An 18685-nucleotide genomic window follows, 5' to 3' on the forward strand; every position below is an offset into this window, starting at 1 on the left:
ACGGTGGACGCAGTGTCCGGCCGTACCAAATTAATCCTCGCGCTCACCGTGCTCGCCCTCTTCGTGACGGCCGCGGTCCTGCTGCCGATCCCGAGCCCGGCCGGGATGCGGGCCTGGGCGGCCGAAACCGGGCCGGCCACGCCGCTGGTGTTCTTCCTGCTCTATTCGGTACTGACCGTGGCACCGATCCCACGCACCGTGTTCAATCTGGCAGGCGGGCTACTGCTCGGCGCGACGACGGGCATCGTCGTCGGCATCCTGGCGACCACGGTCGCCTCGGGGCTCTCGTTCGCCCTTTCGAGGGCACTCGGCCGCGATCTGGTGACCCGGCACCTGCACCGCGCCAAGGTCCGCGCGGTGAACGACCGGCTTTCGGACGGCGGAGTCCTGGCGATCACCTCCTTACGGCTGATCCCGATGGTCCCGTTCGCTCCGTTCAGTTACCTGTGCGGAGTGTCATCGGTCCGTTTCGCCCCGTATCTGATCGGGACCGCGCTCGGCAGCCTGCCGGGCACGGTCGCGGTCGTCGTCCTCGGCGACGCGCTGACCGGGGAAACCCCTCCGGCCCTGCTGATCTGTTACGCCGTGTTCGCCGTCGCCGGGGCCATCGGGCTGGTCAGGGTCTTCCGGCGGAAGACCGCTCCGGTGCCCGAAACGAGTGGCGAGGAAGAATTGCCCGCCTCCGCACCGGCGAGCTGACGGGGAGCCGAAACCGCCGCCCGCTACACTCGATCGGGTGCGCGGGACCTTTCAGGCCGCGCAGCGCCACCATCACACGGGATGTGTTCGTCAAAGAATGTGTCAGGAGCAATCGCCATCGACACCGGTCAGCTGATCGCTGGGCACTATCGCCTGGTCGAACAAATTGGTAGCGGTGCCATGGGGGTGGTCTGGCGCGCCATCGATGTCCGCCTCGAGCGCTCGGTGGCGGTCAAGCAGATCCTCCCGCAGCCCGGTGTCTCCGAGGCCGAACGCGACAACATGCGCCAGCGCGCCATGCGCGAGGCGAAGAACGCGGCCCGGTTCCAGCATCCGAACGCAATCGTGGTGTTCGACATCGCCGAGGACGGCGGCGACCCCTGCCTGGTGATGGAGTACCTGAACGGCCCGAGCCTGTCGGCGATCATCTCCGACGAGGGGACGCTGCCGCTGGGGCGCGTCGCGAAGATCGGCGAGCAGGTCGCGTCGGCGCTGGTCGCCGCGCACCGCGCCGGGATCGTGCACCGCGACGTCAAACCCGGCAACATCCTGATCGACGAGTCCGGCACCGCGAAGATCACCGACTTCGGGATCTCGCGCGCGGCGGGCGACATGACGCTCACCCAGACCGGCCTGATCGGCGGCACCCCCGCCTACCTCGCACCCGAGCTGGCGCGCGGCTCGGACCCGGTGCCCAGCTCCGACGTCTTCGCTCTAGGCGCGACGCTGTACCAGGCGATCGAGGGCCAGACTCCGTACGGGAACAGCTCCAACCAGCTCGCGCTGCTGTACGCGGCCGCGAACGGCCAGATCAACCCGCCGCAGCAGGCGGGCGCCGCGACGGCGCTGCTGATGAGCCTCCTGCGCACCGAGCCTGCCGAGCGCCCGACCATGGCCGAAGCACGGGAGCGCCTCGCCGCGCTGGCGGCGAACGAATCCGGCTCGGGCATGGCGGCGTCGCCGCGGCTCTTCGGAGCGGGCGGCGGCAGACAGCCTGCCGCCCTCGACACCCCTGGACACGGCATCCCGAGCGGTGACCGGCCGCCGTGGCAGCGGACCGACAAGCCCGCCCAGTCGGCCGCCGCGCCTCCCCCGCCCCCTCCGGTCAAACAGCACACGCCGACGGCCGCGTTCATCCCGATGCGCTCGCAGGCGGCCCCGCCGAACACGCCGCCGCGACCGGTCGCCGCGGTGACCCCGCCGCCGTCCGCGGCCGCCCCGATGCGGCCGTCCCCGGCCAAGAGCCCCGACGCCAAGCGCAAGGCGGTCCTGTTCGCGGGCTCCGGTGCGGCGGTCGTGGTGATCGCCGTGATCGTGTTCCTGGTGCTGAACTCGAGCAACGGGACGAGCGGCAACCAGGGCGGCGACAACGCCGGCGCGAACCCGCAGCCCGGCACGTCGGCGCCCAAGTCGAGTGCTCCGTCTTCGTCGCGCCCCGCGCCGGCGGGACTGGGCAAGACCGAGAGCGAGAAGGTCACGAACTTCACCGGTGTCGGTCAGTTCGTCCTTGGCTTCTTCGACACCGACAAGATCGGGACGTCCGAGAGCTGGAACAAGCTCACTGACGCCGCGAAGGCCGTGTACGGCTCGGAGCAGGCTTTCACCGAGTACTGGACCACGCACAAGGTCACCGGTTCCAAGCAGGCGCATGCGGACAGCGGCGGCGGGAACGCCGACGGTTCGATCGACATGAACGTGACGGTCAACAACGGCCCGCGTCCCGCGCTGCGCGTCGTCCAGGTCGGCGGGCAGTACTACATCGACGCCGACACGCGAGTACTCGGCAACTGACGCAGCGTGGCGGTGGTGAGACCCGCCTCGCTGGTGGTAGGCCAATCGCCGCTCGTGGCTTACTGTTGCCGGTATGGCCGATAGCGGACCTTTCGGACCTGGCCAGAATCCTCGTTTCGACGAGGACCTGGTAGGCCTCGACCCGTACGACCCCGAAGCCCGTGCCTTCGCCGAGCATCTGGACCGCATCGAACGCTGCGGCCCGAACTTCACCGTGGAAGCCTGCATCGACGGTGTCTCCGATTTCGCCGACTCCAGCAACCGGCTCGGCGGTCTGCGCTGGTGGGTTTCGGCGCTGGTCGTGGTCCTCATCGTGCTCGGCGTGATGGTCACCGCATGGGACATCATCGGCCGGGCCATCGCGTGGCTCGCGGGGTAACGTGGAACCAGTGAAAGGTATGAAACCCGTTGTCGGAGCCACGCCGCGCGTGGTCAAGTCCGAGCAGGAATGGCGGGAGCAGCTCAGCCCCGACGAGTACGCCGTGCTCCGCCAGGCGGGCACCGAGCGCCCCTTCACCGGGGAGTACACCGATGAGAAGACCACCGGTGTCTACCAGTGCCGCGCCTGTGGCGCCGAGTTGTTCCGCAGCGACACGAAGTTCGAGAGCCATTGCGGCTGGCCGTCGTTCTACGACCCGGCCGACACCGACGCCGTCCTCCTCCGCGAGGACACCGCGATGGGGATGCGCCGGATCGAGGTGCTGTGCAAGTCGTGCCACAGCCACCTCGGGCACGTCTTCGAAGGCGAGGGCTATGCCACGCCGACGGATCAGCGGTACTGCATCAACTCGATCTCGCTGAAGCTCGTTCCCGAGTCCGAGTCGTAACCGAACCGAGCGAACCACCGCCCCCCTCCACGCGTTCTCCTAGAACTGGAACAGCGTCGGGGAGGGCGGTGCTTCATGAACGAACCCTGGGGAATCCCCGGACCGGCTTTCGCCTGGATCTACGGTGTCTGCGCCGTATTGCCGCTGGCACTCGCCGCGGCGAACGAGCTGTGGCTGCGCCGCGACACCGGTGCCAGGAAGGTGCCCGGTCTCTACCACCTGGCCGCGCTGGCGGACGGCGCGGAACGCGTCACCGACACCGCCGTCGCCGGTCTGCTCGAACGGCACTCACTCCGGCCCGACAGCCGGGGGATCCTGCACCCGGTCAGGCCTGCTCCGGCCGATCCCTTCGAGCGCGCCGTCGTCTCGCTCGTGCACGGCAACGGGATCGGCCTGCGTGAACTGCGCTCCCGGATGGCGCGGCACGGCGTCGTCCTGGAGCTGCGCGCCGACCTGGAGCGGAAGGACCTGTTCGTCGCCGAAAACCGGCGACGGACGGGCTGGCTGCTCGCTCTTGCCCTCTACGTGGCCGTCCTCGCGCTGGGCATCGCGCGGCTGGCGAACGCCATACCGCTGGAGCGGGCGCACACCATCCTCGTCTTCCTGATCCTCGGCGTCCTCGGCGCACTCGGCGTGACCGTGTGGCGGCTATGGCCGGACAGGTCCGGCCGCGCGACCGGCGCGGGCACGCTCGCGCTCCGGTACGGCGATTGGGACCGAGACCTGGCACGCACCACGACCGGGCAGGTCGCCCTCAACGGGCTGCGGGCCTTCCCCGACCAGGTCGTCGCGATCACGCTGATCAAGACCGGCGGCACGAGGGCCAGGTTGTTCGCGGGCACGGCGAGTACCTGCGGCGGAGGCGCGTCCTACGCCGTCGGCTCCTCGTGCGGCGGTGGAGGGTCCTCCTGTGGCGGCGGCTCTTCCTGCGGCGGCGGAGGAGGAGGAGGAGGGTGCGGCGGATGAACCGGCTCGAAACGATCTACCACGTCGCTTACCTCGCCGGTGGCCCCGACCGGGTCACGGACACCGCCGTCGCGGGAGCCCTCGAACGGAAAGCGGCCCGGCTCGGCAGTTCCGGTGTGCTGCGCCGGACCTCCGCGAAGCCCGCCGATCCGTTCGTGCTGGCGGCTGTGGAGTCCTTGCCCAAGGTACGCATAGCGCGGGTGCGCGAAGTCTTACGCGAGTCGGAGCCGATGCGCGCGCTGCGCGCGGAACTCCTGGCCGGCGGCCTGATCTTACCGGCGGTCCACTGGCGACGGGCTTGGCACGCCGTCACGCGGCGCGAGGTGTGGGCGACCAAGGCGGGCGAACGGATGCTTTTCCTGGCGAGAAAGGATCCGAGTCTCGTCACCGGTGCGGCGGGCGCGGTGGCGCTGGGCAGTCTCGGCGCTCATCCGGATCGGCGGCTGGCGCGGCTCCTGACCCTGACGCCCCCTTCCGCCCGTGACAGAGCCCAGGTCGCCGTCGGCAAACCCCCTGACGGTCTAACGGCCGTCGTGGACTGTTCGGCAGGCTAGGCGGTGAACTTGCCTATCTTGCTGCGGCCGCTGAGTCTCCTCAGTAGTCTCGACAGCATGCTGATCGCCGATTCCCCTTCTATCGCATGAGCGTTGAGTGGCTCATGGCTGCCGTGCGGGATCTTGACGACGCGCAGGTAGACCTCCTCTGCGAGATGGCGGACGCCTTCGGCCGGAAAGCCGACACGTGGGAGCATCCCGACAGCGATCTCGTGACCGACGGCTTCGGCAGTTCCATGGTGAACCGCCTGCAGCTTCACCACGCGACGTCAGAGGAGAAGTTCAACAAGACCTCTTTCGAGTTCGCGTTCAAAGCAGCGTCGAGGTTCGCGAACCGGCGAGCCGAGAAGACCGTTGCCCACACCTTCCAAGGCGCCGACGTGGTGGTCGACGGCGTGAGGTGGTCCCTCAAGACAGAGGGAGCCGCGAACATGAGCCAGGATCTCATCACCATCTCCAAGTTCTCCGAAGCGCGCTGGATTCGGGACTGTGTCACACAAGAGGACTTCGCACGCGAAGCTCCAGCTCGCATAGAACGCCACTTGAGCGAGTACGACCGTGTGCTCACGCTTCGAGGCTTCTACGTCCAGAATCACGAAGCGGTCCGCTACGACCTCGTCGAGATCCCGCACGCGATGCTCATGGCTGCCACGCAGCTCACCGAAAGAGATTTCTCACCTCGTACCGGAGCTGGTTCGAGCCGCGCGCAGGTGTTCTACGAAGGCAAGCCCGCCTTTACCGTCAGCCTGGATGGAAGCGTCGAGAAGGTCACGCTGCGCAATATCCAAGTGAGCCAGTGCATGACCCATGCCCAATGGACCGTGCCTGTCCTGCCCCTCGACGACTAGGGCGTCACGTCGAGCAGCAGCTGATCCTTTGCGGGAACGAGGTCGGCTGCTGTCAGGTGAGTTCCGGACAGCAGGGCATCCTTGAGTTCGGGACGGTCTCCGGTGAGGATCCAGTCCGCGACGGCGGCAAGCTGGTAGGACACGATCGGCGGCACCGCGTCACCGATGTGGCGGTACATGTTCGACGTTGCTCGCGCCCTGAACTCGTAGGAGTCGGGGAAGCCGGTCAGCAGTGCCATTTCCCGCACGGTGCAGAGCCTGTCCTGCTCGGGGTGGGTATAGCGCCCGTTGCCGAAATGCGAGCACTCGCGCTTGATCGTCGGGGCCGGGCGATCCCACCACATCCGCCCGTAGATGTCGGGATAAGAGCCCAATTTTCCAGCCGCCACACTGCGCTGCATCGCGGGCGTCAAAAGCTCGTCCGCGTCCTCCCGGAAACGCAGGTCCGCCCAGGAGCCGCCGTCGTGGGGCATCGCGTGAAGGCGCCGTCGGGTGGCTTCCGTCCCCGTGGCCGGGCTGAAGTGCATCGGGTCCAAGGGATCGGCTTCGCCTGCCGCAACAGGGCGAAGATGCCCGATGGCCCGGCGTACGGTCGCAGCCTCGGGAGCGAGAGTCATCCCGTCCCAGAGATCGTCGAGGGTACGAAGCTCGTGGTCGCCGCGGACCGCGATGACGAGTGAGCGCTCGCGCTTCTGAGGCACCCCGAACCGGGACAGCATGTGCACGCCCGAGTAGACCTGGTAGCCCAAGCTCTCGATCCGGTGACGGAACTCCAGGAAGTGCGCCCTGAAGTTGCCCTGGAGGAGCTCCCTCGCGTTCTCCATCACGACCATCTTCGGCTGCAGGACGGCGACGTGGTCGGCTACGCGATAGATGAGCGAGTTACGAGGGTCATCCACCAGATGGTTGTTCGGGTTGGCCCGTGAGAAGCCGGTACAAGGAGGGCATGCGCTGAGGACATCCAGGTTCCGTCCCCGCAGAGTGGGTTCGAGCAGGTCATCGAGCTCGGCACCGGTCACGTCGCCGAGGTCGAGGTCATAGGGGGCGACACCCATGTTGGCCTCGAAAGTCGCGTTGCACTCGAGTGTCCCCTTGCCGCTGCTGGGCTTGCCCACCTGGGCGTCGACAGCACCGACGACTTCGTAGCCACGAGCGAAGAACCCATGGCTCATCCCGCCCCCGCCACTGAACAAGTCTGCGAAGGTGCGTCGTTCCACTGCTTCTCCTCGTGCCGTTCCGAGACCGCGGCGGCGGGGAAGGCAGCGTCGGTCTCGGCCGAGTATAGGTGCTGTCCGGCTCGCCCCTCCGGCACCGTGACGGCGCGTCAGCGCATGCTGTGGACGGCTCGCCGAGGCTCGTTCCCGAGTCGTGACCAAGCCGGGCGAACCACCTCCGTCCCCGGCGCGTTCACACAGGACAACGCAGTGCCGGGCGGCTGACGGCCCAACTGCCGTCGTGCGAGTCCACGCCGGCTGTTCGAATCAGGGAACCACGACCGGGCGGAAAAGCGTCCGACTACGGTAAGTGCACCTGCTCGTGAAAGGCCCGTGCGATGAAAGACACCTGGGGCATCCCCGGACCGGCTTTCCTGGCGATCTACGCAGTCCTGCTGGTGGTTCCGCTGGTCGTCGGTCTCCTGTGGACGATCGCGGTCAAGCTGGGACGCAAGGCGCCGCGCGCCGCCGTGAGCGGGCCGCAGCCGACGGTGTACGAGCTCGCGTACCTGGCGGGCGGCCCGGACCGGGTGGTCGACACGGCCATCGCGGCGCTGGTCGAGCGCGGGATCTTGCGGGTCAGCAGCTCGAAGCAGCTTCAGCTGGCCGGAGCCGTGCCAGCCGACCCGATCGAAAGGGCCGTCGCCAAGGGCGCCAGGCCGGGCTACAACGCCACGACCCGCGGGATTCGCGACCGGCTGCGGATGTCCGGGCCGATGCAGGCGCTCGCCAAGGATCTGGAGGTGCGGGGGCTTGTGGTCGTCAACCAGGCGCCGCGTATCCGCCAGGTCGTTTTCTTCCTGTACGTCGCCGTGTTCGTCCTCGGCGTGGTGCGGCTGTTCGCCGGGCTCGCCACGAGCCACGCGGTCGGCTTCCTGGTCCCCCTGCTGATCGCGGCCGGGATCGCGACGCTGATCGCCCGGTCCGTCAAGAACAAGACGACCGGGCCGCGCCCGACCAGTGAGGGCAACCGGATCCTCGGGAGCGCCAACAGCGCGGTGGCGCGGGAACGCAAGCGCGGGATCCCCAACCAGCCTGCCGTGGGCGGCGTGGGTCCCGGCTTCCTGCTGGGCGGCGCGGCCGCGGCCGTCGCGCTCGGCGGGCTCGCCTTCTACCCGGACGAAGAACTGAGCGCGGCGCTGATCCCGCCTCCGATGCCCAGCGCTTTCGGCGGCGGTGGTTCGTCCGGTGGCAGCACCTGCAGCACCGGCTCCTCGTGCAGCAGCGGAAGCTCCTCCTCGTGCGGCGGCGGCAGTTCCTGCGGTGGCGGCGGCTGCGGTGGCTGACGGACCCGGCCGCCTCGGGATCGGGATCGGCTGGCGGCACGAGCTGGACCTGTCGATCGCGCGGCTGCCCGGCGTCGACTGGGTCGAGGTCGTCGCCGAGAACCTGCACACCGGGCATCTTCCGGAGACGTTGATCGCCTTGCGCGACAAGGGAATGCCGGTCCTGCCGCACGCGGTCTCGCTGTCGCTGGGCGGGGCCGAGCCGCTGGACACCACGCGCGTCGAGCATCTCGCGGAGGTCACCCGTGAGCTCGGCGCGCCGATGGCGAGCGATCACGTGTGCTTCGTGCGCGCGGGCGGCCTCGACTCGGGGCACCTGATGCCGCTCCCCCGTACACGGGAAGCGCTCGACGTCCTGGTGGACAACGTCAAACTGACCCAGTCCATCGTGGAGGTCCCGTTCGCGCTGGAGAACATCGCGGCAGTGCTGGAATGGCCGGACGCCGAGTTCACCGAGTCGGAATTCCTGCGGGAGCTGACCGACCGGACCGGCTGCCTGCTGATCATCGACGTCGCCAACCTGTACGCCAACGCCCGCAACCTCGGCACCGATCCCGAGCGGTTCCTCGACGAGATCCCGTGGGAGCGGCTGGCGTACGCGCATATGGCCGGCGGCGTCGAACGCGACGGCGTCTACCACGACACGCACGCCCATCCGGTGGTCCCGGAAGTGCTGGACCTGCTGCGCGAACTGCGGCGGCGTACCGAGCCGCCGGGTGTCCTGCTGGAACGCGACGACGACTACCCGCCCGACGCGGAACTCGCGGCCGAACTGGCCGCGCTCCGGGAAGCGGTCTCGCCGTGACTTCGCCCCGCGAGCGGCTCGCCGGGCAGCAGGCGGAGCTGCTCAAGGCGCTCCTCGCCGGCGGTGACGCCCCGGCGGGGTTCGACGCGGACAGGCTCCGCATCGAGGCGAACGTGTTGCGGAACAAGCAAAGCAGGCTGGCCGCGTACCTGCGGCCGGACCTCGCCGAGGCCCTCGGCGACCGGTTCGCCGCACTGTTCCGCGAGTACTCCACAACGCACCCGAAGACCGACTCCATCCGCGCGCGGGCCTACGCGGACGCTTTCGGCACGTGGCTCGTCGAACGCGGCGAGGTCCCGAAACCGAAGCGCGGGCTCAGCACTTGGGCACCTTGGCGGGGCGGACTTCGCCGTCGTCGCTCATGATCGAGGTCGAGTCGTCGATGTAGCCCGAGCCGCCCGAGTACGAGATCTTGTAGAACCCGAACCCGTTGACCTTCGTGTAGCAGGAAACGGTCACCTTGGACAAGGTGGTCAGGGTGCCCACCGGGTCGTTGCTCACCCCGCCGTTCGAGTTGGGTTTCGGCTCCGAGTAGACCGTCGTGTCGCCGTAGTCGCCGATCTTCCCGTCGACCCCGCACGCGCACAGAACCAGCGCGGACGCCGCGATCAAAGTCAGCTTCGCAGTCTTTCGTCTCATACCGACGAAGTTAGGTCGGGAAGATGAAAATCCGATGAAGCGGCTACCAGACCGCGCGGTCGCTTCCGGGGACGCGCGTCCCTTCCACCCAGAAGGGATTCGAGCCGGGCAGCGTGCCCGCCATCTTGACGCGGGTGAGCCGTCCGAGCGGACTGTCGGCGTCCTCCAGGAACTCGGCGCCGTCGAAGCCGGCTGGCCCGGCTTCCTTGCGCCCCAAGGAGTTCAGCCACTCCCCCGTTCCGGCGAGCGACGTGCGGACGTGCCGGCTGCCGCCTTCGGTGGCCGCCTGGCGGACGGCGGTCATGATCGCCGCCGCGGTGAGCCAGCCGGTCGCGTGGTCGAGCGCCTGCACCGGAAGCGGTCCCGGACCGTCGAGCCCGGCGGTCTTGCCGCCTTCGTCGGCGATCCCCGACGCCATCTGCACGAGACTGTCGAACCCGCGCCTGCGCGCCCACGGCCCTTCCCAGCCGTAGGCCGACAGGTCCGCGACCACGATCCCCGGCCGGAGCCCGGCGATCGCCTCCGGCGAGAAACCCTTGGCCACCAGCGATCCCGGCCGGAAACCCTGGAGCACGACATCGGCACGCGCGATCAGCTTGCGCAGCCGCGAGCGCCCGGCCTCGGTCTCCAGATCGACGTACGCCGAGAGCTTGCCCATCCCGGTGTCGACGGCCAGCGGCGGCACGGTCGGCAGCTGCGCCGACCCGATGTGCATGACGGTGGCGCCGTGCGCGGCGAGCACGCGGCCCGCGACCGGCCCGGCGATGACGTGGGTCAGATCCAGGATCCGCACCCCGCCCAGCGGCCGGTCGGAGTCGAACAGCCGCACCGGTTCCGACGTCCCGAGCGACCGGATCTCGGCGACCGGCAGCGCGCTGGAGGCCTGTCCTTGCTTGTGCGCCAGCCATTCCTCGCGGCTGCGCAACACCGCGGCGGCACCACCGGCGCCGACCACCGCCGACTCGACCTCGAACTTCGACTTGGCCGCCACGACCTTCTCGAACGCCGCACGGGTCGCGGGCACGCCGAGACCCCAGCACACGGCGGAGACATGGCGCGGGTAGTTGCAGTGCAGCCGCACCCAGCCGTCGTTGGCGCGGTAGTCGCCGGACAGCGGCGCGCTGAACGGCACCGGCTCCCCGTCGACGCGCAGGTACTGCTCACTGTGGAACGACGCCGCGGCGTGCCGGGTGTCGACCGAGACCTTGCCGGGCTCGATTCCCCGCAGCCGCAACAGTTCCCCGGCGGCCAGCGTCGCGACGGCGATACTCGTCGTCGCCGCCTCCTCGACCCGGAAGGTCCCTGGCAGCACGGACTCGGGGCCGGTGACCTCGACGGCGTCCTCGGCGAGCTTGTCACCGGTGAGCGTGGTCCAGACGCGGGTGTCCACTGAGGCCTTCACTAGGGCAGGAGGGCGATCAACTCGGCGGGTTCCACCTTGGTCCCGGTGTAGAACGGGATCTCCTCGCGCACGTGGAGGCGGGCCTCGGTGCCGCGCAGGTGCCGCATCAGGTCGACGATGCGGTGCAGTTCGTCGGCCTCGAAGGCCAGGATCCACTCGTAGTCGCCCAGCGCGAACGACGCGACCGTGTTGGCGCGGACGTCCGGGTAGTCGCGGGCCTCCTTGCCGTGGTCGGCGAGCATCTTGCGGCGCTCGTCGTCCGGCAGCAGGTACCACTCGTAAGAGCGCACGAACGGATAGACGCAAATGAACTTGCGGGCCTCTTCACCGGCGAGGAACGCCGGGATGTGGCTCTTGTTGAACTCGGCCGGGCGGTGCAGCGCGACCTGGCTCCAGACCGGCGCCGAGGCGCGGCCGAGCGGGGTGTGCCGGAAACCGCTGTAGGCCGCCTGGACCTGCTCGATCTCCTCGGCGTGCCACCAGACCATGTAATCGGCGTCGGCCCGCAGCCCCGACAGGTCGTAGAGACCGCGGACGACGACGCCCTTGGCCTCCAGGGAGTCGAGGTAGTCGGTGGTCTCCGCGGTCGCCTTCGCGCGGTCCTCACCGAGCTTGCCCTGCTCGGCCCGGAAGACCGACCAGGCGGTGTAGCGGATGGTGTCGTTGAGCTCGTTGTAGTTCAGCCGCGCCATACCGCCATCTTGGCACTGCCCGCGCTCAGGAGCCCTCGTGGGTCGGTGTGATCCCGGCGATGCGGCGGGCGGCCGCGTCCGCGGTCGCGATGCAGGCCGGGAGCCCGACGCCGTGCAGCGCCGCGCCCGCCACGGCGAGACCGGGGACCTCCGCGACGGCGCGTTCGATCCGCTCGACACGTTCGAGGTGACCGGTGCCGTACTGCGGGAGCCCGCCGCCCCACCGGGTCACCAGTGTCTCGATCGGCTCCGCGGTGATCCCGCTCAGCCGGGCGAGATCGTCGCGGACCACGCGCACGAGTTCGTCGTCGTCCGCGTGCAGCGCGCCCGGTTCGCCGAAGCGGCCGACCGAGCCGCGGACCAGCACCGGGCCGTCGCCGTACTGCGCCCACTTGCGGGAGGAGAAGGTGAACGCCTTGGCGGCGAACGGCTCGCCCGCCTCGTCGCGTTCACCCGCGCCGATCAGCACGCCGGACGACTCCGGCAGTGCGGTACCCGGCGGGAGCGCGAGCGCGACCACCGCCATCGACGCGAGTTCGACCTCGGCGAACGCCGACGACGCGACACCCGCGACGCCGTCGAGCAGCCGTCGTGCCGAAGGCGCCGGGACGGCGAGAAGGACCGAGTCGGCTTCGAGGTCGTCGACCTTCCAGCCGGTGGCGGTGCGCTCGAGCGCCGTCACCGTGGTCCCGGTCCGGATCTCGGCGCGCGACAGCTCCGCGAGCCGCGCGATCAGCGTGCCGAGGCCGCCCAGCAGGGTGCCGAAAACCGGAGCTGTGCTCGGGGACGCGGGCATGAGCGAAGCTGCGCCTTCGGTGAGCGAACGCGCGCCGCGGTCCACCGCGGAGGCGAGACCGGGCATCGTCGCGCGCAGCCCGAGGCCGTCCGCTCCCCCGGCATAGACCCCGCCCAGCAGCGGGTCGACGAGCCGGTCCACGAGTTCGTCGCCGAAGCGCTCGCGCAGCAGCGGGCCGAGGGGCACGTCACCGGCGGGCAGCTCCACCGGCGGCAGCGAGGACTCGGCCTCGACCAGGGCGCGGCCCTTTTCCGACAGCACCCCGGCGACCGCGCCTGCCGAGGCGGGAACGCCCATGACCGTGCCCGGCGGCAGGCCGAGCACGGATCCGCCGGCGTGGATCTTCGCGCGGGCCTTGGTGGGGTGGACGAGGCTTTCGCCCAGCCCGGCCTCGCGCACCAGGGCGAGGGCTTCGGGGCGGCGGGCGAGGAACGCCTCGGCGCCGACGTCGTAGCGTTCACCGGCGAGTTCGATCGTGCGGAGTTTCCCGCCGAGGGACTCCGTCGCCTCGAAGACGACGATCCGGGCGTCTTCACCGAGCAGCGTCCGCAGCCGGTACGCCGCGGTCAGTCCGGAGATACCGCCACCGACGACGGCGACCGTCTTCACTGCTGGATCTCGTGCACCAGCCCGACCACGCGCGTCAGGACGTCCGGGTCGACGCCGGGCAGCACCCCGTGGCCGAGGTTGAAGATGTGGCCGTCGGCCGCGCGGCCTTCGGCGAGGATCCGCCGGACCTCCGCTTCGAGCACCGGCCAGGACGCGTGCAGCAGCGCCGGGTCGAGGTTGCCCTGCACGACCCCGCCGCCGAGCCGCCGGACGGCCTCGTCGAGCGGGATGCGCCAGTCGACGCCGACCACGTCGGCGCCCGCGTCGCGCATGGCCACCAGCAGCTCGCCGGTGCCGACGCCGAAGTGGATCCGCGGCACGCCGTAGCCCGCGACCGCGTCCAGCACCTTCGCCGAATGCGGCAGGACGAACTCGCGGTAGTCCCGCTCCGACAGCGCGCCCGCCCACGAGTCGAACAGCTGGATCGCGTCGGCTCCGGCGTCGAGCTGCGCGGACAGGAAGGTGATCGCCATGTCCGCCAGTCGCCCGGCCAGCTCGTGCCACAGCGCCGGTTCGGAGTGCATGAGCGCCTTGGTGTGCTCGTGGTTGCGGCTCGGCCCGCCCTCGATGAGATAGGAGGCCAGGGTGAACGGCGCGCCCGCGAAACCGATCAGCGGTGTCTCGCCCAGCGACCCGACCAGCAGCCGGACGCCGTCGGCGACCCGTTCCACCTGCTCCGGGTCCAGCACCGGCAGCGCGCGCACGCCCGCGGCGTCGCGGATCGGCTCGGCGACGACCGGGCCGGTGCCCGCGACGATGTCGATGTCGAGGCCCGCCGCCTTGAGCGGCACGACGATGTCACTGAAGAGGATGGCCGCGTCGACGCCGTGACGGCGGATCGGCTGGAGGGTGATCTCGGCGAGCATCTCGGGGTCGAAGCACGCCTCGAACATCGAGGTGCCCTCGCGCAGCGCCCGGTACTCGGGCAGCGAGCGACCGGCCTGGCGCATGAACCACACGGGGGTGCGGCCGGGGCGCTCGCCGCGCGCGGCGGCCAGGAACGGCGCGCCGGGCAGGGCACGACGGGCCGCGGGGACGGTCTGCGCGGGAGAAGCAGGTGAAGGAGACATCACGGTTCATGGTGCCATGAGCGCTCGGAGCCCTTACTCTCGGCGCGCCTGCGCCCCGAACCGGACGATCGCGTCTTACAGTCGGTTGGTGACCGCGATGACGTCAGTACCCGATCTCTTCCGTGAAGCCGTCGCGGCGTTGCAATCGGTCCGGCCCCGCCCCGAAGTCCAGCTGGAGACGATGCGCCCGCCGCAGCGTCTGGCGCCGTGGTCCTACGCGGTCAGCTGTGAGGTGGAAGGTCCGGCGGACGTACTGGCGTCGGGGCGGCTGGTGCTGCTGCACGATCCGGAAGGCCAGGAAGGCTGGGACGGGGTCCTGCGGCTGGTCATGTACGTCCGCGCGGAACTCGACCGGGAACTGGCGACCGATCCCTTCCTTCCCGCCGTCGGCTGGTCGTGGCTGACCGACGCACTGGAGAGCTCGGGTGCGGAGTGGACGGCGCTGGGCGGCACGGTCACCGAGACGTCGTCGGCCCGCTTCGGTGACATCTCCGGCCCCTCCCGCACCGATGATCTGGAACTGCGGGCGTCCTGGACGCCGACCGACGCCGCGCTGCGGCCGCACGGGCAGGCCTTCTGCCAGGTGATGGCGAGCGTCGTCGGGCTTCCGCCGGTCGGCGTGACACTCTTCGAGCAGCGCCAGTCCTCCTGACTCGCTCTCGCAAGTCCGTGAAGGCCTCCTTGAGGGACTCAGAGTCCCTCAAGGAGGCCTTCACGGACTGGTAGCCCCGTCTCGACACGCCGGAATCCCACCAATCGAGACATAGCATTCGGGTTATCTTGCGATTTCCGGCCATCTAGCACCGCTAGGAATGCTGCCGATACTAAAGGTCCCTTGCTCCCGCCCTCGGATCCGTGAAGGCCTCCTTCCCTACCCTCAAGGTAGGCAAGGAGGCCTTCACGGATCGCCACCCCGGACGCGGAGACGCCGCGAAGCGACCAGGAGCGCCTTCGCTTACCCCATTCGCGGGCCCCTGAGAGCACCCGTACGCCACCGAAGGGCGCTTCAGGGCCATCTGGACTAGACCAGCTCCCACCTGCGCGGAGCCGTCCGCACAGAGGTCTGGACCACCCCGTTCGTGCTAGGCGCATCGTCACCGTCCGCAACAAGATCAAGTCGACCGAAAACACCCCCGAGGACACCTCGAAACGCCTCCGGAGCGTTACCATCACGGTCACCCAGCGAAGCGATCATGACCCTCCGCGAAGTTGATCAAGCCCCATGCCGGAGGCGGTTTCCGGCCTCGGACACACTGTCCTCCAAGGCTCCCGAGCAGAGGCACCGGCAGGTGCACGACCCATCTGCACAGTCGGATGGACCCCGGTAACCCCAGTGCATCGTGTTCTTTCGGCGATGCGTTAGCCACCTGCTGTGTACTAGCCCGATCGTGTTACAACGAACTCCCTGAGTAACTACTCGTTTGAGATAGATACCCATTCGATCCCCCCGTGAAGGCCTCAGGACGGCTACAGTGCCATCGACGACACCACTTTCGGTCTAAAGCTGGCGCGGCTAAACGGCCGAAAGTCCCGGTGCCGGTCGGGGGGCACGACCGACTCCAGGGAGGTAGTGACGTGGCTACCGTCGGCATTTCTCAGGCCGTCCGATCCACGCCAGCCGGTTCATTGCCGGCGAGCATGGTTCCGCACCCGCGGGAAGAGCTTTTTTCCGTGTTGGTGGTCGATGACCACCCACTGTTGAGGGAGGCAATCTCAGCAAGACTCGCACAGATGGGTGCGGGCACCGTCCACGAGGCCGCCACGGTGGCCGAGGCGAGGGCGCGAGCACAGGCCACCGGGCCTTGTGATCTGGCGATCCTCGATCTCGGACTGCCGGATGGCAGCGGCATCGAGCTGGTTACGGAACTCCGTAGCCACGGCTGGCCTCGAGTAGTGGTGCTCGCTTCATCAGACGACCCGTACGCGGTCAGGTCGGCGTTCCAGGCCGGCGCCCAGGCATACCTGCTCAAGTCGGCATCGCCGGTCGTAGTGACCGACGGCGTCCGCAGGGTGCTCGAGGGCGGCGTCTACGCGGACCCGAGCGTCGCACCGGTCCTGGCCACCGGCACACGGGTAGCCGGCACCGACAACACCCCGCGCGAGCTTTCGGCGCGCGAGGTCGAGGTGCTGCAGCTCGTCGCCGACGGCCAGAGCAACAAGGAGATCGGTGAGGAACTCAGCCTCTCCGCTCTCACCGTGAAATCCCACCTCTCCCGCATCGGGCGCAAGCTCGGCACGGGTGACCGGGCTCAGATGGTGGCGCTGGCGATGCGTGCCGGCGTGATCCGCTGACAAAGGCGAACTGCCCTGCGGGGCGGGCGGACCAGGCGCGGCCCGCTCGTCCCGTAGGGTCTTCACCTATGGAAGGCGACCACCCCGGAGATTCACAGGCAGACCCGAAGACCGGCACCGATGACACCGGTGGACCGGTTCTGCTGCGTGAGCCCGCCGAGGGCACTCCGCCGGTGATCGCCGACGCGACAGCCCTCGCTGAAGCCTGCGCGAAGATCGCGGGTGGCAGCGGGGCCATCGCCGTGGACACCGAACGCGCGTCCGGCTACCGATACTGGCCGAAGGCCTATCTCGTGCAGCTGCGCCGCGAAGGTGCCGGCTCCTTCCTCATCGACCCCATTCCGCTCGAGGGACAGCTCGAACCCCTCGCGGAAGTGCTCAACGGCGCCGAATGGGTGTTGCACGCGGCCTCTCAGGACCTGCCGTGCCTCGCCGAACTCGACCTGCACCCGAAGAGCCTGTTCGACACCGAACTCGCCGGACGGCTCGCCGGATACGAACGGGTCGCCCTCGGCACCCTCGTCGAACTCCTCCTCGGCTACCAGCTGGAGAAGGGGCACAGTGCCGCCGACTGGTCGAAGCGCCCGCTTCCCGTCGACTGGCTGAACTACGCCGCCCTCGACGTCGAGCTGCTCAACGAACTGCGCGAGAAGCTCGAAGCCGACTTGGCAGGCCAAGGCAAGCTCGAATGGGCTCAGCAGGAATTCGAGGCCGTCCGCACCGCTCCGCCGCCCGCCCCGCGGGCCGAGCCGTGGCGCCGGACGTCCGGGGTGCACAAGATCCGGAGCGCCCGCGGTCTCGCCGCCGTCCGCGAACTGTGGCAGGCGCGGGACGAACTCGCCCGCAAACGCGACCGCGCGCCGAGCCGGATCCTGCCCGACAGCGCGATCATCAACGCCGTCACCGCGGACCCGAAGACCGTCGAGCAGCTGCAGGCACTGCCCGTGTTCAGCGGCCGGGTCCAGCGCAAGTACACCGCGAGCTGGCTGCGGCATCTGCAGGCCGCCCGCGCGCTCCCCGCCGACGAACTGCCCACCCCCGCGCAGCAGACCGACGGCCCGCCGCCGGTGAACCGCTGGTCGGACAAGGACCCCGACGCCGCCGCCCGGCTCTCGGCCGCCCGCGCGGCGCTGGCCGCGATCGCGGAGGACCGGCGGCTGCCGGTGGAGAACCTGCTGCTGCCGGAACTGGTGCGCCGCACCTGCTGGCGTCCGCCCGCGGATCTGAGCGAGGACAGCGTCGCCCAGGTCCTCCGCGACGCCGGGGCCCGGCCGTGGCAGATCGAGCTGACCGTGGCGGCGCTGAGCAAAGCGCTCCACGCCACCGCGGCCGCCTGACCGGATCACGATCACCCGTACCGATCCGACCGTTTCGCGTGATCAGATGGACGGCACGTGTGATCAGACGGACGACACGCTCACGAACAGAGTCGTCCATCTGATCACGCGAGAGCGCCATCTCGGCTTGCCCGGCGTCAGTCCTCCAGCAGCACCCGCGCGGAGTCGCGCAGTTCGGCATCCGGTTCCCCGAGACCGGCGAGCCTCAGCACGCTGTCGGCACCCTCGACGGCGTGCGCCTCGACGTCCAGCTCCGGCTGGTCGCGCCGGACGATCGCGATGCTCTCGACGAGCCCGAACACGAGGTCGGTCCGGATGCCGAGGAGGTCCCCAGGGACCCCGGCCGCCGCGACGAGCGAGCCGTAGACGCGTTTGAGTTCCGCCCGCTCGGCCCGGAATCGCGCCAGCCTCGGCGAGGAGATCTCCGGCAGCAGGTACAGGGCGCCGAGGTTGTGCCGCGCGCTGCCGAGCAGATGGATGTCCGCGTAGGCGAGCGCCCACAGCCGCGTGCCGACCGGCGCGAGCTGGGCCGACAGGCCGCCCGCGACGTCCAGTGACGGCCGGACGGTGTCCTCCAGCAGCGCCGCAAGAATGTCCTCTTTGGACGGAAAGTGGTAGTAGAGCGACGCCTGGCGCAGTCCCGCGCGTTCGGCGATGGCTCGGGTGGTGGTCGCCGCGTATCCGGCGCCGGTGAACAGCTCCCCCGCGGCGTCCAATACGGCGAGCCGCGCTTCCCGCTTGCTCGCCGCGGCGCCGCTGGCTCTCGGCCTGCCCACCCCGGTCGTTTTTGTCATCTATCCGATCCTGCCATTTCTCCGGGAAGATCTTTGTTACGTCCGGTGGTCGGCCCAGGTTACC

General features: G+C 69.6%; 20 protein-coding genes. 13 read left to right on the top strand and 7 right to left on the bottom strand.

Features of this window, described 5'->3' with window-relative positions; all coding sequences use genetic code 11:
* The first annotated feature begins 12 nt into the window (after positions 1–12).
* The 7 genes from AMYAL_RS0142090 to AMYAL_RS0142120 all read left to right on the top strand — a co-directional run bounded on the left by AMYAL_RS0142090 (position 13) and on the right by AMYAL_RS0142120 (position 5685).
* Entirely contained in the window at positions 13–699 is a 687-nt protein-coding gene (locus tag AMYAL_RS0142090; protein WP_020637330.1) for a TVP38/TMEM64 family protein, read from the top strand.
* Between the two features lie 180 nt (positions 700–879).
* Positions 880–2490, top strand: a complete 1611-nt coding sequence (locus AMYAL_RS0142095; RefSeq protein WP_020637331.1) for a serine/threonine-protein kinase — start codon at positions 880–882, stop codon at positions 2488–2490.
* A gap of 73 nt (positions 2491–2563) precedes the next feature.
* Positions 2564–2869: a hypothetical protein gene (locus AMYAL_RS0142100; RefSeq protein WP_020637332.1), complete on the top strand. Its 306-nt coding sequence runs from the start codon at positions 2564–2566 to the stop codon at positions 2867–2869.
* A 19-nt stretch (positions 2870–2888) separates the two neighbouring features.
* The gene (gene msrB / locus AMYAL_RS0142105) at positions 2889–3317 is read left to right on the top strand and encodes a peptide-methionine (R)-S-oxide reductase MsrB (protein ID WP_026467901.1); all 429 of its coding nucleotides are present in this window, start codon (positions 2889–2891) and stop codon (positions 3315–3317) included.
* Positions 3318–3392: 75 nt separating this feature from the next.
* Positions 3393–4283: a TIGR04222 domain-containing membrane protein gene (locus tag AMYAL_RS0142110; RefSeq protein ID WP_020637334.1), complete on the top strand. Its 891-nt coding sequence runs from the start codon at positions 3393–3395 to the stop codon at positions 4281–4283.
* Entirely contained in the window at positions 4280–4837 is a 558-nt protein-coding gene (locus AMYAL_RS0142115; RefSeq protein WP_245193345.1) for a DUF2207 domain-containing protein, read from the top strand. The genes AMYAL_RS0142110 and AMYAL_RS0142115 overlap by 4 nt, the downstream gene beginning before the upstream one ends.
* 104 nt (positions 4838–4941) lie before the next feature.
* A complete protein-coding gene (locus AMYAL_RS0142120; protein ID WP_209447285.1) occupies positions 4942–5685 on the top strand; it encodes a hypothetical protein in 744 nt (247 codons plus the stop codon).
* Here the strand turns inward: AMYAL_RS0142120 and AMYAL_RS0142125 are convergent.
* Complete coding sequence (locus AMYAL_RS0142125) at positions 5682–6902, bottom strand: DNA cytosine methyltransferase (RefSeq protein ID WP_020637337.1); 1221 nt, start codon at positions 6900–6902, stop codon at positions 5682–5684. The genes AMYAL_RS0142120 and AMYAL_RS0142125 overlap by 4 nt on opposite strands.
* Positions 6903–7237: 335 nt before the next feature.
* Here AMYAL_RS0142125 and AMYAL_RS0142130 point away from each other — a divergent pair, with 335 nt between their 5' ends.
* The 3 genes from AMYAL_RS0142130 to AMYAL_RS50245 are packed head-to-tail and all read left to right on the top strand — an operon-like array spanning position 7238 to position 9355.
* Positions 7238–8185: a TIGR04222 domain-containing membrane protein gene (locus tag AMYAL_RS0142130; protein WP_020637338.1), complete on the top strand. Its 948-nt coding sequence runs from the start codon at positions 7238–7240 to the stop codon at positions 8183–8185.
* Complete coding sequence (locus AMYAL_RS0142135; protein ID WP_026467902.1) at positions 8178–8990, top strand: MbnB/TglH/ChrH family RiPP precursor modification enzyme; 813 nt, start codon at positions 8178–8180, stop codon at positions 8988–8990. Before AMYAL_RS0142130 ends, AMYAL_RS0142135 begins: the two co-directional genes overlap by 8 nt.
* Complete coding sequence (locus tag AMYAL_RS50245) at positions 8987–9355, top strand: SCO6045 C-terminal-like domain-containing protein (protein ID WP_020637340.1); 369 nt, start codon at positions 8987–8989, stop codon at positions 9353–9355. Before AMYAL_RS0142135 ends, AMYAL_RS50245 begins: the two co-directional genes overlap by 4 nt.
* Here the strand turns inward: AMYAL_RS50245 and AMYAL_RS0142145 are convergent.
* From AMYAL_RS0142145 to hemE, 5 genes are read right to left on the bottom strand one after another with little or no spacing between them, the layout of a single operon-like run.
* Positions 9306–9629 (bottom strand): hypothetical protein, encoded by a 324-nt coding sequence (locus AMYAL_RS0142145; RefSeq protein ID WP_245193346.1) that lies wholly within the window; start codon positions 9627–9629, stop codon positions 9306–9308. The two genes, AMYAL_RS50245 and AMYAL_RS0142145, sit on opposite strands and share 50 nt — an antisense overlap.
* A 43-nt stretch (positions 9630–9672) precedes the next feature.
* Positions 9673–11019, bottom strand: coding sequence for a CoA transferase (locus AMYAL_RS0142150; RefSeq protein WP_039796110.1), 1347 nt, complete (start codon positions 11017–11019; stop codon positions 9673–9675).
* A gap of 11 nt (positions 11020–11030) precedes the next feature.
* Positions 11031–11723, bottom strand: coding sequence for a hydrogen peroxide-dependent heme synthase (gene hemQ, locus AMYAL_RS0142155; RefSeq protein WP_020637343.1), 693 nt, complete (start codon positions 11721–11723; stop codon positions 11031–11033).
* Between the two features lie 25 nt (positions 11724–11748).
* A complete protein-coding gene (gene hemG, locus AMYAL_RS0142160; protein ID WP_020637344.1) occupies positions 11749–13128 on the bottom strand; it encodes a protoporphyrinogen oxidase in 1380 nt (459 codons plus the stop codon).
* Entirely contained in the window at positions 13125–14198 is a 1074-nt protein-coding gene (gene hemE / locus AMYAL_RS0142165; protein ID WP_026467903.1) for a uroporphyrinogen decarboxylase, read from the bottom strand. Before hemE ends, hemG begins: the two co-directional genes overlap by 4 nt.
* Before the next feature lie 88 nt (positions 14199–14286).
* On the opposite strand from hemE, the gene AMYAL_RS0142170 reads away from it, so the two are divergent.
* The 3 genes from AMYAL_RS0142170 to AMYAL_RS0142180 all read left to right on the top strand — a co-directional run bounded on the left by AMYAL_RS0142170 (position 14287) and on the right by AMYAL_RS0142180 (position 17827).
* Positions 14287–14850, top strand: a complete 564-nt coding sequence (locus tag AMYAL_RS0142170) for a DUF3000 domain-containing protein (RefSeq protein ID WP_026467904.1) — start codon at positions 14287–14289, stop codon at positions 14848–14850.
* A 923-nt stretch (positions 14851–15773) separates the two neighbouring features.
* Positions 15774–16490 (top strand): response regulator transcription factor, encoded by a 717-nt coding sequence (locus AMYAL_RS47470; protein WP_034318331.1) that lies wholly within the window; start codon positions 15774–15776, stop codon positions 16488–16490.
* Positions 16491–16558: 68 nt separating this feature from the next.
* Entirely contained in the window at positions 16559–17827 is a 1269-nt protein-coding gene (locus AMYAL_RS0142180; RefSeq protein ID WP_020637347.1) for a ribonuclease D, read from the top strand.
* Positions 17828–17964: 137 nt separating this feature from the next.
* Here the strand turns inward: AMYAL_RS0142180 and AMYAL_RS0142185 are convergent, their stop codons facing one another.
* The gene (locus tag AMYAL_RS0142185; protein WP_020637348.1) at positions 17965–18621 is read right to left on the bottom strand and encodes a TetR/AcrR family transcriptional regulator; all 657 of its coding nucleotides are present in this window, start codon (positions 18619–18621) and stop codon (positions 17965–17967) included.
* Positions 18622–18685: the final 64 nt, after the last annotated feature.

It is taken from the genome of Amycolatopsis alba DSM 44262, from assembly GCF_000384215.1.
GTDB lineage: Bacteria > Actinomycetota > Actinomycetes > Mycobacteriales > Pseudonocardiaceae > Amycolatopsis > Amycolatopsis alba.

Bases quoted from the DNA above. Each gene is read 5' to 3' on its own strand.
- AMYAL_RS0142180 (WP_020637347.1), top strand. From the start codon at position 16,559: ATGGAAGGCGACCACCCCGGAGATTCACAGGCAGACCCGAAGACCGGC.
- AMYAL_RS0142100 (WP_020637332.1), top strand. From the start codon at position 2,564: ATGGCCGATAGCGGACCTTTCGGACCTGGCCAGAATCCTCGTTTCGAC.
- msrB (WP_026467901.1), top strand. From the start codon at position 2,889: ATGAAACCCGTTGTCGGAGCCACGCCGCGCGTGGTCAAGTCCGAGCAG.
- hemQ (WP_020637343.1), bottom strand. From the start codon at position 11,723: ATGGCGCGGCTGAACTACAACGAGCTCAACGACACCATCCGCTACACC.
- AMYAL_RS0142120 (WP_209447285.1), top strand. From the start codon at position 4,942: ATGGCTGCCGTGCGGGATCTTGACGACGCGCAGGTAGACCTCCTCTGC.
- AMYAL_RS0142115 (WP_245193345.1), top strand. From the start codon at position 4,280: ATGAACCGGCTCGAAACGATCTACCACGTCGCTTACCTCGCCGGTGGC.
- hemE (WP_026467903.1), bottom strand. From the start codon at position 14,198: ATGTCTCCTTCACCTGCTTCTCCCGCGCAGACCGTCCCCGCGGCCCGT.
- AMYAL_RS0142185 (WP_020637348.1), bottom strand. From the start codon at position 18,621: ATGACAAAAACGACCGGGGTGGGCAGGCCGAGAGCCAGCGGCGCCGCG.
- AMYAL_RS0142095 (WP_020637331.1), top strand. From the start codon at position 880: ATGGGGGTGGTCTGGCGCGCCATCGATGTCCGCCTCGAGCGCTCGGTG.
- AMYAL_RS0142110 (WP_020637334.1), top strand. From the start codon at position 3,393: ATGAACGAACCCTGGGGAATCCCCGGACCGGCTTTCGCCTGGATCTAC.
- AMYAL_RS0142130 (WP_020637338.1), top strand. From the start codon at position 7,238: ATGAAAGACACCTGGGGCATCCCCGGACCGGCTTTCCTGGCGATCTAC.
- AMYAL_RS0142145 (WP_245193346.1), bottom strand. From the start codon at position 9,629: ATGAGACGAAAGACTGCGAAGCTGACTTTGATCGCGGCGTCCGCGCTG.